Genomic DNA, 17,005 nt, shown 5'->3' on the forward strand with positions numbered 1-17,005 from the left:
ATTATATTGTATAATTTTGGAAGAAGTTTGCAAGATTTATAAATCGTCAAGCTGTTTTCGTTTTTTATCTTTTAGTTGTTTGAACTGAGAAGGTGAATATCCGGTTACTTTTTTAAACTGATTGCTTAAATGGGAAACACTACTGTAATTTAACTGATCGGTAATTTCACTTAAATTCATTTCGTCATACATGATTAGTTCTTTTACTTTTTCAATTTTCTGATGAATAAAATACTTTTCAATAGTTGTTCCTTCTTCTTCTGAAAAAAGTTTACTTAAGGTATTATAATCCTGCGCTAAATGTTCCGACAGTAAATCCGATAGATTCATAGTAAGTTTATTATTCTGATAATGCACCAGATCAACAATAAAGGTTTTGATCTTTTCTACTGTTATAGTTTTCTTATCATCAAGAAACTCAAAACCTAAAAGTTGTAATTTATCAACCAATTCTTTCTTCAAATCATCAATGGAATCTTCTTTTATTTCCACTTCTCCTAATTCAACCACTACAGGATGAAGTCCTAGTTTTTCCAACTCGGATGCTACTACCATCTTGCATCGGTTGCAAACCATATTTTTTATATAGAGTTTCATTGTTCTTTAGTTGTTAGTTGGTGGTAATTGGTTGTTAATCGATTAAATATGATATTCAAAAGTACAAAACAGACCGATACTATCCTAAAAAACAGGTTTTTCTATTGCTGTTTTCTTGTATTTTAAAATAATACTGATCTTGCCATTTATGGACAAAAACTAAAACAAAGACTACAATATTTCACAATCAAGATATAAAAACTAAAAAACATATTATCTTTTTTAGTAACTGTAACTTAAATTTAATTATTTTAGCAATATAACTAGTAAATATAACACTAATAAAATCTTGGAAATATTAATCATAACTTTTGGGAGCATATTTTTTAAAACGTGGTTAGGTGCTATTTGTGCACATATTTTATCTCTTTATTCTGAAGAATTTAAAGGAACAATTCCTTTTTTTAAAAAAATGTTTCCCAAAAGAAGTACCACTTTTTATTTTAGGCTAGATTTTTTTATCCTCCCACTCATTGGAGCATTATTAGCTTATGTACTATTGGATCCTATTAGTCTAAAATCTGCAATTTTTGCAGGTTTAAGCTGGAGTGGAACACTAATAGCCTTATTAAAAAGAAACTCAAATCAATTATCTGAAAACAACAAAGAATGAAAAACATTGACTTAACATACATTATTCCAACGTTTTTGTTACTAGCATCTTTTATTGGAGCTTTTTTTTATGGAAAAACGGCAAAAAAAAATAATGCTTTTTTATCATATATCCCTTTATTTTCTGTCATATCTTTAATAATTGGTGTATTAATAATTTCACAGTATTATAAAAATCAATTATCTATTGAAAAGGAAAAATTTCAAATACTAAAAATTCAACAATTTACAAATGATAGTATTTTTTTAAATAATAAAACAAGAAAAAAAACTACTGATAGTTTATATATTTTAGAAAAAAAACTTAATCGTATGCTACTTGAAATAAAAAAACAGGAAAAAATAACTGGTGAAAATTCTAATATTAAAGAAAAGATTGAGGAGAAAATTGGTTCAACACAAGAAGAAATTGAAACAATTAACTCTTATAACGAAATAATTAACATTCCTGATTATCTTAGAAAAGGTTACACCACAAGTGATAATACCTCTAACTTTGTATTTTCTTGTCCTTCTGATAAAACATTAGATTATTTGGATTTAAAACTTCAATTTCTAGATGAAAATTTAATTGATAAGATTGACTGTATATTTTTAACAGTTAATGAAACTAGAGAAAACGACAAAAATATCCACCATATATTTAGCCAAGCTTACAAACCACAAAAAGGAATGAATTTCTTAAAAATAAGAAACTATCTTAAAAATAAAAATATATCTTTCGATATAGGTTATGTTCTAAAAAGTGAAACTAACAGTCCATATCCAAGATTTGAAAAAATAACATGCAAATAAAACCTTTTTATAGAAAGAAAAAATATTTAAAGACCAATAAGCACCTACATTACTCTATATTATATAATAGATTTTAAACTTACCTACTCTTACACAGTCAAAACTTCTACACATTTTTCAGCACATTTTTCTCCATCAATAGCAGCAGAGATAATACCTCCTGCATATCCTGCTCCTTCTCCACATGGATATAAACCTTTTATCTGAACATGCTCCAATGTGAAATTATCACGGGGAATACGTACCGGTGATGATGTTCTGGACTCTGGAGCATGCAAAATGGCTTCATTGGTTAAGTACCCTTTCATCGCTTTTCCAAAACCAACGAAACCTTCTCGCAATACCTGAGAAAGAAACCCCGGGAAAACGGACCCCATTTCAATGGATGTTGTTCCAGGCACATAGGACGTTTTTGGAATATCAACAGATACTTTATTTTGAGTAAAATCAACCATTCGTTGTGCAGGTACTTTTTGTGTCTGCCCTGCTAAACGCCAGGCATTTTGTTCTATACTTTTCTGAAACTCCATTCCTGCTAAAGCTCCGAATTTTGCAAAAGGTTTGAAATCTTCTAATTTTAATTCTACTACAATTCCGGAATTTGCAGTTTCCTGATCTCTTTTAGACGGAGACCATCCGTTGGTCACCACTTCTCCTTCACTGGTCGCACAAGGCGCAATCACGCCACCTGGACACATACAAAAAGAATACATTCCTCTTCCCCCTACTTGTTTTACAATTGAATAAGGAGCAGGCGGAAGATATTCTCCACGATAATCGCAACTGTACTGAATACTGTCAATTAAACTCTGTGGATGTTCTGCCCGAACTCCTAAAGCAAATGATTTTGCTTCTATAACTATTTTTTTTCGGTCTAATAACTCAAAAATATCACGAGCGGAATGCCCTGTTGCCAGAATCACTTTTTTAGCGGTAATTTTATCTCCATTTTGAATAACTACTCCTTCTATCGCATTGCTCTTTATCAGAATATCTGTTACACGGGTTTCAAACATTACAATTCCTCCGTATTCAATAATCTTCTCTCGTATTGCACTAATAATACCCGGTAATTTGTTTGTCCCAATATGAGGATGGGCATCGATCAGAATATCGTTAGGTGCTCCAAAAGCAACAAATAATTCTAATATTCTGTTTACATCTCCTCGTTTTTTAGAACGGGTATATAATTTCCCGTCAGAATAGGTTCCGGCTCCTCCTTCTCCAAAACAGTAATTGGAATCTTCATTAACAATATGATCCCGATTAATTAGTTTTAAATCACGTCGACGACCACGAACGTCTTTCCCTCTTTCAATCAGTATTGGTTTTAAACCTAATTCGATTAGGCGCAATGCTGCAAATAGCCCTGCTGGTCCGGCGCCAACAATAATTACTTCCTGTGCTTTTGACACGTCTTTATATATCGGTAAAGCTATTTTCTCTTCTTTATAAGTCTCTTCTAAATACACCGCTACTTTCAGATTGATCTTGACCACTTTTTGTCTGGCATCAATAGAGCGCTTCAGAATAACAGCATGTTTTATCTCTGATGGGGTAACCTGAAATAGTTTTGCTATAAAATCATGAAGCAATAATGGTGTTGCTGCAATCTCCGGACTAACCTGTATCTGAATTTCTCTGGGCATATCAAAAATTTTGACAAAAGTAACAATTTAGACGGTTAGATTATTGGTATTTCAGATTATTGGATTTATTAAACTCTTTCAGAGCTCAAATTAAAAGTTTTCTTTTTTATTGATAACTTTACATTCTTTAAACTTAAAAAAATGTCACGTAAAATAAAATTAATATGGGATTTTAGAGGTCCTGCTGCTGCAAAAACAGCTGAACATCACGAAATTCACCTGAAAGAATATATCGAATTTAAAAAGCTTTCTTTAAATATCACAGGATTCGATATACAAAATGAAATGCAGGCTACTGCATTTATGGTGGTTACAGATGAAGAAATGATTCCTGTAAGAGATGCTCTGAAACCTCATCGCGGAGAATTATATGAGTAATATCTATTAATTAGAAAAAAGAAGAAAGAGTCAAGAAGAAAGAGCTAAGAATTTACGATATACGATAGATGGGATATACAATATTCGTAGAGGTGCGTTTTAACGCATCTGTCATGTTACAAACAGAATGTGTACCGAATTGATTATATGGATAATATCACAAAGATCAGGAGACCTTTTAATGCAGGTACAAAGTTAAAAACTTTGAACAGCTAAAGAAAAAAATAGCCGTTTTAAAATTTTAAAACGGCTATTTTATATTAGTTTGCTACTTCGCTGATAAATTTTATTCGCATCAGACGGAGTTCATCAAAATCATATTCTCCATCAAATTCTTTTAAAGCATCCTGAATTTTATCAGATTCAGATTCCATAAAATAATCGTGGATTTCTTCCTGCTGATCTTCATCTAACAAATCATCAATCCAATACTTTATATTCAGTTTTGTACCGGAATAAACGATCTGCTCCATTTCTTTAATTAAAGCATCCATTTGTAATCCTTTTGCGGAAGCAATATCATTAAGTGGAAGCTTTCGGTCAATACTCTGAATAATATATAATTTAAGTGCTGAATTTACTCCGGTTGATTTCACTACTAAATCATCGGGTCTGACAATATCATTATCTTCTACATATTTTGCAATTAACTCTACAAATTCTTTCCCGTACTTCTTTGCTTTTCCTTCTCCTACTCCGTGGATATTACTTAACTCGGCAATATCTATCGGATATTTTAAAGCCATATCTTCTAAAGAGGGGTCTTGAAAAACTACAAACGGAGGTACTCCTAATTTCTTAGCTACTTTTTTACGTAAATCACGTAAATAATTCATTAGTTGTTCATCAGCCGTTCCTGAAGATTTTGCAGCAGTTACGATCGCATTATCTTCGTTTTCATTATACTCATGATCTTCCGACATCATAAAAGATGTTGGATTTTTTATAAATCCTTCTCCTTTCGGAGTCACTTTAATGACACCATATGTTTCAATATCTTTAGATAATAATCCATCGACTAAAACCTGTCTTATTAATGCCATCCAGTATTTGTCATCAAAATCAGCTCCTCTACCAAAAAAAGACTGGGTATCTGTTCTATGAGCTTTTATTATAGCATTTACTTTTCCTATTAAAGTGAAAATAACTTCTTTTGATTTATATAACTGTTTGGTATCTCTTACGGTTTCCAGAAGCTTTACAACCTGATCTTTTGCTTCTGCTTTGTGCTTTGGGTTCCTAACATTATCGTCCATATCAGCACCTTCACCGTTTACTTCATCGAATTCTTCTCCAAAATAATGTAAAAGGAATTTTCTTCTGGACATAGAAGTCTCTGCATAGGCAACTACTTCCTGTAATAATGCATATCCTATTTCCTGTTCAGCAACAGGTTTCCCAGACATAAATTTCTCTAGTTTTTCAATATCCTTATAAGAGTAATAGGCTAAACAGTACCCTTCTCCTCCATCACGCCCGGCTCTTCCGGTTTCCTGATAATAACTTTCCAGTGATTTCGGAATATCATGGTGGATTACAAAACGAACATCCGGTTTATCAATTCCCATACCGAAAGCAATGGTTGCAACAACAACATCTACATCTTCCATAAGGAACATATCCTGATGTTTTGCTCTCGTTTTCGCATCTAATCCGGCATGGTAAGGAACGGCACTAATTCCGTTTACCTGTAATACCTGAGCCATTTCTTCAACTTTTTTTCGACTCAGACAGTAAATAATACCGGACTTTCCTTTAAACTGTTTAATAAATCGAATAATGTCCGATTCTATATTTTTTGTTTTTGTTTTTACTTCATAATAAAGATTAGGTCTGTTAAAAGAGGCTTTGAAAGTATTCGCGTCAGACATGTCCAGGTTTTTCAAAATATCTTCCTGTACTTTTGGTGTCGCAGTTGCTGTCAATCCAATAATCGGTATATCTCCTAACTGTTTGATTATACTTCGTAAATTTCTATATTCAGGTCTGAAATCATGTCCCCATTCTGAAATACAGTGTGCTTCGTCTATTGCAACAAAAGAAAGTGGTATATTCTTTAAAAAATTCACATACTCTTCCTTTGTCAGAGACTCCGGAGCAACATAAAGCAATTTTGTCAGACCGGAAGAAATATCTTTCTTGACCTGAGTAATCTCTGTTTTCGTAAGTGATGAATTTAAAACATGAGCGATTCCTGATTCTGAAGATAAACTTCTGATAGCATCTACCTGATTCTTCATCAGGGCAATCAAAGGAGAAACAACTATTGCTGTCCCATCCAATACTAAAGCTGGTAATTGGTAACATAAGGACTTCCCACCACCGGTAGGCATAATTACAAAAGTATTATTTCCTGTGATAATACTCTGAACAACTCCCTCCTGTAAACCTTTAAATTGGTTAAAACCAAAATATTTTTTTAACTCTTTGTGTAAGTCAATTTCGGCTGATTTCATTATTTATTAATGGTATTTTACATAAATTTGCATATTATAAAGATACAAATTTCTTTTACACCTACAAATTTTATAAAAATTCTATTTTGATCAAGAAAGAAGACATACTCGCTACTGCAAAAAAAACAATACGCTCTGAAAGTGAAGCGATTGCAAATCTTATTAATTATTTGGATGACGATTTTGTCAAAACAACAGAACTTATACTGAATTCTAAGAAAAGACTGATTATCACAGGAATAGGTAAAAGTGCCATAATTGCCAACAAAATTGTCGCAACACTTAACTCTACCGGTACCCCTTCAATGTTCCTACATGCAGCAGAGGCTATTCATGGAGACTTAGGAATGGTGCAACCCGGAGATATTATAATATGTATATCAAAAAGTGGAAACAGCCCTGAAATAAAGGTTCTGATTCCTATACTGAAAAGATTTGGTAATACAGTAATTGCAATGACCGGTAACAAAACATCTTTTCTTGGTAAAGAATCTGATTATGTATTAAATACATATGTAGAAACAGAAGCTTGCCCACTAAATTTGGCTCCAACAAACAGCACAACAGCACAATTAGTAATGGGCGATGCTCTTGCGGTATGTTTAATGGAACTCAGAGATTTTAAAAGTGAAGATTTTGCAAAGTACCATCCCGGTGGTGCTTTGGGTAAAAAACTTTTACTTCGTGTTAAGGATATGTTAGATATTACAAAGAAACCTATTGTTTCTCCATCGTCTAGTATAAAAAAAGTTATCTTTGAAATCTCTGAAAAAAGATTAGGTGTTACTGCTGTTATTGAAGACAATAAAATAGTTGGAATTATAACAGATGGTGACATCAGAAGAATGTTAAACGAAAGAGAATCTTTCAGTGATTTAACTGCTAAGGATATTATGACAAAAAATCCAAAAACAATTAAATCTAATGAAATGGTTGTTGATGCCTTAAATACTTTGGAAGATTTCTCTATAACACAATTAATTGTAACTGAAAACGATGAATATGCAGGCGTTCTCCATTTACATGATATTCTAAAAGAAGGTATAGTATAAAATGGCAAAAATAAAGAAAAACAAAAATGAAATGTCCTTTTTGGACCACCTGGAAGAATTAAGATGGTTATTAATAAGAAGTACATTAGCAATTGTTATTGGTGGATGTATTGCTTACTTTTTCAGTGATTTTATATTTAATGAAATTATTTTTGCCCCAAAAGACACCAACTTTATTACCTATCGATTTTTCTGTGAATTATCTCAGAGATTCGGTTTAGATGATAGTTTCTGTATTTCAAAAATGCCTTTTGAAATACAGAGCAGAACAATGGGCGGACAATTCTCTGCTCATATATGGACTGCAATTACCGCGGGGTTTATAATAAGTGTACCCTATATTTTATGGGAATTCTGGAAATTCATTGGACCCGCATTATATGAAAAAGAAAGAAAAGGCGCTAAAGGATTTATCATTGTTGCTTCTCTCTTATTTTTTATAGGCTGTTTATTTGGATATTATATGATTGTCCCTTTGTCTATTAATTTCTTAGGAACTTATAACATTAGCGAGGTAGTACATAATGATATTGACCTGGATTCTTATATCGGTCTGGTTAAAACCTCAACATTAGCTTGTGGTCTGTTTTTTGAATTACCAATTTTAATTTATTTCCTTACTAAATTAGGCGTTGTAAACCCTGAATTCTTAAGAAAATACAGGAAAGTAGCAATTGTAATTATATTAGTAATTGCAGCTATCATTACACCTCCAGATGTAGTAAGTCAGACAATTGTAACTATACCAATTCTTATTTTGTATGAAATAAGTATCTATATTTCGAAATGGGTCTTAAAAGGTAAAAAATCAGACAATGAGCAAGAACAACAACTTAGTTAACGAATTCAATGAATATCGTCAGGAAATGAATGAAAAGATCCTGAATGATAATAATAAAATTATTAAACGTATTTTCAATCTGGACACTAACGCTTATACAGAGGGTGCATTAGATGTAAAAACAAAAGAACTTCTTGGCTTAGTTGCTTCTGCCGTATTACGTTGTGATGATTGTATCAAATACCATCTGGAGACAAGCTACAAAGAAGGACTAACAAAGGCTGAAGTAATGGAAGCTTTAGGTATTGCCACTTTAGTAGGAGGTACAATTGTTATTCCTCATCTGAGAAGAGCTTATGAATTTTGGGATGCATTAGAGAATAATTAAATTTCTATTTCAACACTTACACCAAATTAAAATGATTTTAAGAGCAGAGAAATTAGTGAAAACCTACAAAGGCAGAAGTGTTGTAAAAGGCATATCTGTTGAAGTTAATCAGGGTGAAATAGTTGGTTTATTAGGACCCAACGGAGCTGGAAAAACAACTTCTTTCTACATGATTGTAGGTCTGGTAAAACCTAACAGTGGTAATATTTATCTTGATGATATGAATATTACTGATTTTCCGATGTACAAAAGAGCACAACATGGAATAGGATATTTAGCACAAGAAGCATCTGTTTTTAGAAAGTTAAGTATTGAGGATAATATTTTAAGTGTTCTACAGCTCACTAAACTTTCTAAACAGGAACAGGAAGCTAAAATGGAATCTCTAATTGATGAATTCAGTTTACAACATATTCGTACCAACCGTGGTGATTTACTTTCAGGAGGGGAAAGAAGACGTACAGAAATCGCACGTGCACTGGCAACAGATCCAAAATTCATTTTATTAGATGAACCTTTTGCCGGAGTTGACCCTGTTGCAGTAGAAGATATTCAACGTATTGTGGCACAATTAAAAAACAAAAATATTGGTATTTTAATTACAGATCATAATGTACAGGAAACGTTAGCTATCACAGACAAAACCTATTTAATGTTTGAAGGAGGAATTCTAAAAGCCGGGGTTCCTGACGAATTAGTTCAGGATGAAATGGTTCGGAAAGTATACTTGGGACAAAACTTTGAACTAAGAAAAAAGAAATTAGAGTTTTAAAAAACGATTCAAAAAAACAAAGGCCTCATAATTGAAACCGTGAGGCTTTTGTTTTAATAACCAACAGTAAGATAGTTTAGCTGTTGATAATTACCATTGAAGATATTAATATCTACTTTACCATCAATACCCTTGATGGTCGCTTTTTCTGTAAACTGCCAAAATAACCAGTCCTCTCTAATCTCCTCAACAAAAAAATTATAATTAGCAATCCAGTTGGTATAACCACTAAACTCTTTTTTTATAAATTTTTTGTAATAATGATCTCCTGAATAAATAATAGGCTTTTCTCCATAATGTGCTTCTACCCTATCCAACCATCTTTGTAATCCAACTTTCAGACTATCCATGGACTGATTTTTCGGAAGCTCTTCAATATCAAGAACCGGGGGCAAATCACCATTTTTCAATTTTACTGTCTTTATAAAATTCTCAGCCTGTTCAATAGAATTTTCATTAGGTCTGTAATAATGATATGCTCCTCTGAACAATTTACTTTTTTTAGCTCCACGCCAGTTAGCCTCAAATGATTGATCTTTTTTATCTTTTCCGGCAGTAGCCCGAATAAATACAAAATGAAGAGGAAATGTATCTTCTATATAACTAATAGAATCCCATTTAATATCTCCCTGATATTGGGATACATCAAATCCAAAAATTTTATTTTCATGCCTTGAAAGCACTTCGTAAATACGAACATCAGAGATTCTTTTTTCTTCCTCTGATTCTTCCTTGACTTTATGAGTCTTAAATCCCAAATAATACGCCAACCCATTACGATACTGATAAGCAACACTCATTACTACTAACAGGAACAATAATATTGTACCATAAATAATTATTTTCTTTACAGTAGATGAACTTTTCTTTACCGGTTTTCGCCTGGGAGCACGTTTTACAGATGATCTTTTCTTCTGTATCACTTTTTTACTCATTCTATTATGATTATTTCTTTTGGAATGAATTCATAATCACTGATAATAACACATAACTTATAATTAAAAGCGGAACCCCTAATACCTGAAAGAAAACCAACAATAATATAGAGATAATTAGAAAAATCATCTGAATTCCATATGCTTTCAGATCAAAATTTTTAATTTTCAGAGAAAATAAAGGTATTTCAGCATTCAGCATAAACGCACTTAAAACTGATATTACTAACAATACCCAGAAATTATTTAAAGCTTCAATAATAAAACCAAAATCAGTTGTTTTTAAAACTAAAGGTAAACTGAGAACAAATAATGCATTTGCCGGTGTCGGCAAACCTATAAAAGAACTGGTCTGACGTGTATCTATATTAAATTTAGCTAATCGATAACAAGACCCTAAAGTAATAATAAACCCTAAAAAAGGAATCCAGAAAGCAACGCAACTTAACGATGATGTATTTTTAACTACATCACACATCATTAAATACATTATTGTTCCCGGAACAACTCCACTTGTAACCATATCGGCAAGTGAATCTAATTGTAACCCCAATTCACTATGAACTTTTAAAATACGAGCAAAAAAACCATCAAAAAAATCAAAAAATATCCCTATGCAAACCCAATAAAAAGCCATCTCAAAATTCATTTGAAAAGCAAAAACTAAAGCAATACAACCTGAAAATAAATTAAGTAATGTTATTAAATTAGGGATCTGTGATTTTATCTGCATAATAAAAAAATTAAAAAAATTAGCAATCTGACTTTTTGATTAGACAAATTTAATATAATAAGTTTACATCAATACTGTTTCTCTCTTCATATTCAAAAACAATCTTTTTTCTCTAAGTAAAATTACCAAAAACAGAACGACAAAATAACCTCAATTCATTAGTTACAAATCACAAAGCTCATTTTACATTGTTATTTCATATTTTTATATAATCTTTGTATAGAAGAATCTATTCTGAAAAATCAACTTTATATTTAGTCTACTTCATAAAAAAAGATTTAAGAATTTTTAGAGCGTAAAAATGAAATTACTCAATTACTCGTTTATATTAGCAACTTTATCAGGTTTATTACTTACCATAAGCTGGCCCACATATGGCTTTCCTTTATTTATTTTCATTGCCTTTGTTCCTTTATTATTTGCTGAAAACAAATTAAGCCTATCCGAAAAAAGAGTAAATTTCAAAGTCTGGATAACTGGATATTGGTGTTTCTTTATATGGAATATTACTACTACTTACTGGCTATATTACGCTTCTGCCTTCGGAATGGCTTTTGCCGTTTTAATGAACTCGCTATTTATGAGTCTGGTTTTCCTCACCTATCACGTCATAAAAAAAAGAACCTCTCAAAAAACAAGCCTGATCTTCTTCGCCTCAACCTGGATCTGCTTTGAAAAACTCCATTTAAGTTGGGATTTTTCCTGGCCATGGTTAAATCTGGGTAATGTCTTTTCTGATTACCCTCAATGGATTCAGTGGTATGAATATACAGGTACATTCGGAGGTACTCTCTGGATATTAGCAATCAATTTATTTACCTTTCACTTATTATTAAAGGCTAAGGATAAACAAACAGATTATACTTATAAAAACATCTTTGTAAAATCCATTTTATTTACAGCTATTCCTATAATTATTTCATTATGGATGTATCATAGTTACAAAATCACCGGTCCTACTAAAGAAATAATCCTGTTACAGCCCAATATAGATCCCTATACGGAGAAATATGACACTTCCAATATAGAAGTAGCACTTTCACTATTAGACCAGGCAAATGGAGTTATTACACCTGAAACGGAATATATCATTGCCCCCGAAACTGTGCTTGCCGAAAATCAGCCTTTTAATCAGTTTGGCTCATCTCAAGTTCGTAGTTTACTGGGAGATTATATAGAACAACATCCTAAAGTACAGTTTCTTTGGGGAATTGACACTTATGATCTGATCTTCAATTCAAAAGAAGCTACCTCTTCTTCTAATCTGGTACGGGAAAATCTTTGGGTAAACAGCTATAACATTGCTTTCTTTATCAATAAAAATGCCGGATACCAGAAATATCTTAAATCAAAATTAGTTGTAGGAGTAGAAAACATGCCTTATAAATCAATTCTTGAGCCTCTTCTTGGAAATACCATGATTAATCTTGGTGGTACTGTATCAACGAAAACCACACAGAAAGACAGAAGTGTTTTTATAAGTAATGATAGTACCAGAGTAGCCCCTATTATATGCTATGAATCTGTGTATGGTGAATTTGTAACCGGTTATGTGAAAAATGGGGCTCAGTTCCTTGCTATTATCACTAACGATTCATGGTGGAATAAAACTCAGGGACATAAACAACATTTAAGTTTAGCCAGACTCCGGGCAATAGAAACTCGTAAAGATATAGCAAGAAGTGCAAATACAGGAATCTCTGCTTTTATTAACCAAAAAGGGGATATCGTAAAACAAACAAAATATGATGAAAAAGTCGCTTTATCAGGTACAGTACAGTTAAATGACACTAAAACTTTCTATGTAAAACATGGTGATTTCATAGCAAGAATTGCTCTATATATTATGATCTTAACTATCCTAACTGCTTTATTGAAAAAGAAAAAAGAACAGGTTTAATCATCCAGACATTCAAAAGCTGAATTCATACTTTTAAATTCCGGAACTAATTTTTTCATACTAAGAACAATAGACTCATTATCAAATGATTGTGATTCTGAGTGTAAATTTTCAATTGCAACATTAACAATATCATATTCTTCACAATCTTCTTGTGCTATCATGATTTTTTCATGGTGTGTAGCTAAGGTTTTAGATGTGTCATTTAACAACTCCTCATAAAGTTTTTCTCCCGGACGTAATCCCACAACCTTAATTTTTATATCCTTATCAGGAATAAAACCGGCTAACTGAATCATTTTATTAGCTAAATCAATAATTTTTACAGGCTCTCCCATATCAAAAATAAAGATTTCACCACCTTTCCCCATAGCACCTGCCTCTAATACTAACTGACATGCTTCCGGTATTGTCATAAAATATCTTATGATATCCGGATGTGTTATTGTTATAGGACCTCCATTTGCTATCTGTTCTGTAAATAAAGGAACAACTGAACCATTAGAACCTAATACATTTCCAAATCGCGTAGTAATATATTTTGTAGTATTTCTATTTTCTCTTTGTAATTTGAATGATAAAGACTGCACATATTTCTCTGCAATTCGTTTACTAGCTCCCATCACATTACTGGGATTTACCGCTTTGTCTGTTGATACCATTACAAAATTGCTAACACCAAACTGATAGGACAAATCTGCTAAGTTTCTAGTTCCGATAACATTAGTGAAAATCGCCTGTGAAGGATTCAATTCCATTAAAGGTACATGTTTATAGGCTGCCGCATGATATACTACATTCGGTCTATATTTTTCAAAAACTTTCTGTAAAACATTTTTATCTCTTATATCTGCAATAACAGCAACAATATTAGCCGTAGAAACTGATTTTGATAATTCTAATGACAAATGATGTAATGGGGTCTCTGCCTGATCTAACAAAATCACATTAGCAGGACTAAAATTAATAATCTGTGTAACGATCTCACTTCCTATAGAACCAGCTGCCCCTGTAATTAAAACCGTCTTACCTTTTATCTTATCTGATATCAGCTGATTATCCAAAACAATTGGTTTTCGCTCTAATAAATCCTGAATCTGGAAAGTTTTTACTTTTTTAGAAATTTCTTTCTGATCTTCCCAATCTGTAATTAAAGGCACAGAATAGACCTTCATATTAAATTCTAAACATTCATCAACGATTCTGATTCTTTCTTCTTTTGATAAACCTTTATCCGCAATAATCAAAGCTTCAGCACCATTTGCTCTCATTAAAATGGGTACTCTTTTATTTTCAAAAACAATAGGCAAATCCAGAATTCTCTTCGAAATGTTTTTATTTTCTTTATCTATGAATCCTAAAATTTTAAAACGATTTGGCACCTCAAATTTCAAAGCATTGGCTACAGAAATAGCATTTGCGTCAGACCCATAAATCATAGCAGGAATTAATGCAACATCATTGTGCTCTGTAAAATACCTCTCAAAGATTTGCTTGATTAATACTCTATAAAGAAATAAGGCACAAAAAGTAATAACAAAATTGATAAACAGACCGGTATTAAGTACAATCTTCCCTTTGTGAGCCAAAATAAAAATAAGATTTACTAAAATAAAAACAAATAAAGTCGAAATCTGTGAGAAAAATATTTTTACAGCATCAATATAAGAAGAGTGCCTTATTATCCCGGAATATATTTTAAAAAGCCAAAAGAAAAACAGACTTACTAAAAAATACAAAATACTACTAAAAAAAACATATTCATCTCTAACATAATCTAATCCCATTCCAGACATCAGAAAATAAGTAACAATACCAGACATCAGAACAATTGTCATATCGATTGTTAATATAATCCAACGAGGCAAATAGCCTAAACTGGTAATAGAAAAATTCATCCTAGCATTAGCAAAAACCTGTTGTAATACCGATCTAAACTTTACATACTTCCTCTCATCCATAAACGATAAAATAATATTGCAATAATCTTAAATATATAAGACAGGGTAACTATTAATAAAACATAATGCAAATGACTGACTTTTTTTAAAATTAAAATAATTATTCAATAACTTTCTTAAGTGGAAAAGGCGAAAAAACACCAAACAAGTGAAAATCATATATTTATGATATAAAAATATAATTCAAAAAACTGTTTTAATTTTTAAAAAATAACCAATTACAAAAAAAACAACAAAAATCATACTAAAACAATGTTATTTTACTATTTTTAACTAAATCCACGTCAATATAAACCATTATATTATTTGATCAGTTAAACACAATATGGAATTTACTATTCTTTATAAAATAACATTTACTAATACCACCCATAACCTAATTATTTCAACTTCATCAACCACCATTATTACAGTACAATTGATACAAAAATTTAGCTAAGCTTCTTTAAAAAAGCTTTAATATCGATTCAGTATGTCAATTTTTCACATCTTTAAAAACAAAACAACATAATTATACCTAATAAACTAACAAACAATAAATTAAGAATCACCAACCCTTAAACAAAAGTTAAATTCATTAAATTCATTAAAAATGTTTGCTTAAAATTAAGTATAATTGTAGTCTTTTACATAACATATTAATATAAAATGAAAAAATTATTACTAATTATAGTGCTAATTACAAACCATACATTTTTTGCTCAATCATCAATTGGAAGTCCGAATGCTCCCCATCCTCATGCACAATTGGATGTTTCATCTTCTAGAAAGGGAATACTAATACCCAGAGTTACACTAACAGCCACCGATCAACCATTTCCTTTAGATAACACGGTAGCACCTGTACCTGAAAGTTTATTAGTTTATAATGTGGGTAGTAGTAATGTTACTACCGGATATTATTATTGGAGCAATAATCAATGGCATAAAATAACTACACAAATTGATGTTGCTACTTCCATTAGCACTTCCCAACCATGGAAAGTCGCAGGCGGAACAATTAGTGCTACTTCAAATAATCAAAACATTTACCAGACAGGAAATGTAGGTATTGGAACTGCTAATATGACTCCTCACGCTGCGCTTGATGTAAGAGGGGAGCTACTTGTAGGAGGCAACTATTTTACAGCAGATAGTATAGGAATGACCATAGGGGTTGGTAATACTTATTCTAACACAGTTGTAGGGCACAAAGCACTTAACACTAGAACAGGAACAATTAATATAGCCGTAGGATACTACGCACTTAATAAAAACACAACAGGAGCAGGTAATACAGCAGTCGGGACTTTTTCCCTGCGGAATAACACATCAGGAGAATATAATACAGCATACGGAATTTATTCATTGAATGCTAACAGCACAGGAGACACCAATACAGCAATTGGAACTCGATCACTATATAATAACACAACAGGATCCAATAATACAGCAATTGGAAATAAAACCCTTTTTAATAACACAACAGGATCCAATAATACAGCTATAGGGTATTTGAGCGGTAATTTGGATGGACTAGATCTACAGAACACTACATGTATTGGCGCTGAAGCAATAGCAGATAAATCTAACACCGTTATATTAGGAAATGAGCAGGTCGAAGGAGTATATACTTCTGGAAAGTATTACTCTAGTGGCTTTGTTATAACATCAGATCGTCGTTATAAAGAAAACATTCAAACGATCCCGTTGGGATTAGCTTTTATTAACAAAATACATCCTGTTGAATACATCCGTAAAAACAACAAAACAAAAACGAAAGAATGGGGTGTCATTGCTCAAGAATTACAAAAAAGCATAGAAGAAGCAGGTTACAAAAATGCCGGTATTATAGAACAAGATAAAACGACAGACAAATATCTATCAGTAGCTTACCATGAACTTATAGCACCTATAATTAAAGCTATTCAGGAATTATCACATGAGAATCAAATGCTGAAAAAAGAAATAGAACAATTAAAAAAACCAATAACTAAAAATTAGTGACTTATATAAA

The 17,005-nt window shown here is 31.8% G+C and carries 15 protein-coding genes; 9 read left to right on the plus strand and 6 right to left on the minus strand.

Features of this window, described 5'->3' with window-relative positions; all coding sequences use genetic code 11:
• Nucleotides 1–36 precede the first annotated feature (36 nt).
• Nucleotides 37–597 (minus strand): helix-turn-helix domain-containing protein, encoded by a 561-nt coding sequence (locus AC4FQX_RS03015; protein WP_491166182.1) that lies wholly within the window; start codon nt 595–597, stop codon nt 37–39.
• A 289-nt stretch (nt 598–886) separates the two neighbouring features.
• Between AC4FQX_RS03015 and AC4FQX_RS03020 the strand changes: the two genes are divergently transcribed.
• Both AC4FQX_RS03020 and AC4FQX_RS03025 read left to right on the plus strand, forming a co-directional pair.
• Entirely contained in the window at nt 887–1,210 is a 324-nt protein-coding gene (locus AC4FQX_RS03020; protein ID WP_491166183.1) for a hypothetical protein, read from the plus strand.
• Complete coding sequence (locus AC4FQX_RS03025; protein WP_491166184.1) at nt 1,207–2,004, plus strand: hypothetical protein; 798 nt, start codon at nt 1,207–1,209, stop codon at nt 2,002–2,004. The genes AC4FQX_RS03020 and AC4FQX_RS03025 overlap by 4 nt, the downstream gene beginning before the upstream one ends.
• An 89-nt stretch (nt 2,005–2,093) precedes the next feature.
• Here the strand turns inward: AC4FQX_RS03025 and AC4FQX_RS03030 are convergent, their stop codons facing one another.
• The gene (locus AC4FQX_RS03030) at nt 2,094–3,653 is read right to left on the minus strand and encodes an NAD(P)/FAD-dependent oxidoreductase (RefSeq protein WP_491166185.1); all 1,560 of its coding nucleotides are present in this window, start codon (nt 3,651–3,653) and stop codon (nt 2,094–2,096) included.
• 141 nt (nt 3,654–3,794) lie between these two features.
• Here AC4FQX_RS03030 and AC4FQX_RS03035 point away from each other — a divergent pair, with 141 nt between their 5' ends.
• Nucleotides 3,795–4,031 (plus strand): hypothetical protein, encoded by a 237-nt coding sequence (locus tag AC4FQX_RS03035; RefSeq protein WP_491166186.1) that lies wholly within the window; start codon nt 3,795–3,797, stop codon nt 4,029–4,031.
• Nucleotides 4,032–4,291: 260 nt separating this feature from the next.
• On the opposite strand, the gene recQ is transcribed toward AC4FQX_RS03035, so the two are convergent.
• Entirely contained in the window at nt 4,292–6,487 is a 2,196-nt protein-coding gene (gene recQ, locus AC4FQX_RS03040) for a DNA helicase RecQ (RefSeq protein ID WP_491166187.1), read from the minus strand.
• A gap of 86 nt (nt 6,488–6,573) precedes the next feature.
• On the opposite strand from recQ, the gene AC4FQX_RS03045 reads away from it, so the two are divergent.
• From AC4FQX_RS03045 to lptB, 4 genes are read left to right on the plus strand one after another with little or no spacing between them, the layout of a single operon-like run.
• Complete coding sequence (locus tag AC4FQX_RS03045) at nt 6,574–7,539, plus strand: KpsF/GutQ family sugar-phosphate isomerase (protein WP_491166188.1); 966 nt, start codon at nt 6,574–6,576, stop codon at nt 7,537–7,539.
• Between the two features lies 1 nt (nt 7,540).
• Nucleotides 7,541–8,380: a twin-arginine translocase subunit TatC gene (gene tatC / locus AC4FQX_RS03050; RefSeq protein ID WP_491166189.1), complete on the plus strand. Its 840-nt coding sequence runs from the start codon at nt 7,541–7,543 to the stop codon at nt 8,378–8,380.
• Nucleotides 8,355–8,708 carry a carboxymuconolactone decarboxylase family protein gene (locus tag AC4FQX_RS03055; RefSeq protein WP_491166190.1) on the plus strand — a complete coding sequence of 118 codons (354 nt, stop codon included), beginning with the start codon at nt 8,355–8,357 and terminating at the stop codon, nt 8,706–8,708. Before tatC ends, AC4FQX_RS03055 begins: the two co-directional genes overlap by 26 nt.
• 31 nt (nt 8,709–8,739) lie before the next feature.
• Complete coding sequence (gene lptB, locus AC4FQX_RS03060; protein WP_491166191.1) at nt 8,740–9,480, plus strand: LPS export ABC transporter ATP-binding protein; 741 nt, start codon at nt 8,740–8,742, stop codon at nt 9,478–9,480.
• Between the two features lie 53 nt (nt 9,481–9,533).
• Here the strand turns inward: lptB and AC4FQX_RS03065 are convergent, their stop codons facing one another.
• Nucleotides 9,534–10,415: a glycoside hydrolase family 25 protein gene (locus AC4FQX_RS03065; protein WP_491166192.1), complete on the minus strand. Its 882-nt coding sequence runs from the start codon at nt 10,413–10,415 to the stop codon at nt 9,534–9,536.
• A gap of 10 nt (nt 10,416–10,425) precedes the next feature.
• Entirely contained in the window at nt 10,426–11,148 is a 723-nt protein-coding gene (locus AC4FQX_RS03070; RefSeq protein ID WP_491166193.1) for a CDP-alcohol phosphatidyltransferase family protein, read from the minus strand.
• A gap of 301 nt (nt 11,149–11,449) precedes the next feature.
• Here AC4FQX_RS03070 and lnt point away from each other — a divergent pair, with 301 nt between their 5' ends.
• Nucleotides 11,450–13,048 carry an apolipoprotein N-acyltransferase gene (gene lnt / locus AC4FQX_RS03075; RefSeq protein WP_491166194.1) on the plus strand — a complete coding sequence of 533 codons (1,599 nt, stop codon included), beginning with the start codon at nt 11,450–11,452 and terminating at the stop codon, nt 13,046–13,048.
• Here lnt and AC4FQX_RS03080 read toward each other — a convergent pair.
• Entirely contained in the window at nt 13,045–15,009 is a 1,965-nt protein-coding gene (locus tag AC4FQX_RS03080; RefSeq protein WP_491166195.1) for a polysaccharide biosynthesis protein, read from the minus strand. The two genes, lnt and AC4FQX_RS03080, sit on opposite strands and share 4 nt — an antisense overlap.
• A 648-nt stretch (nt 15,010–15,657) precedes the next feature.
• On the opposite strand from AC4FQX_RS03080, the gene AC4FQX_RS03085 reads away from it, so the two are divergent.
• Nucleotides 15,658–16,992, plus strand: a complete 1,335-nt coding sequence (locus tag AC4FQX_RS03085; RefSeq protein ID WP_491166196.1) for a phage tail-like protein — start codon at nt 15,658–15,660, stop codon at nt 16,990–16,992.
• Nucleotides 16,993–17,005 lie beyond the last annotated feature (13 nt).

The organism is Flavobacterium sp. AK-301 (assembly GCF_058310215.1).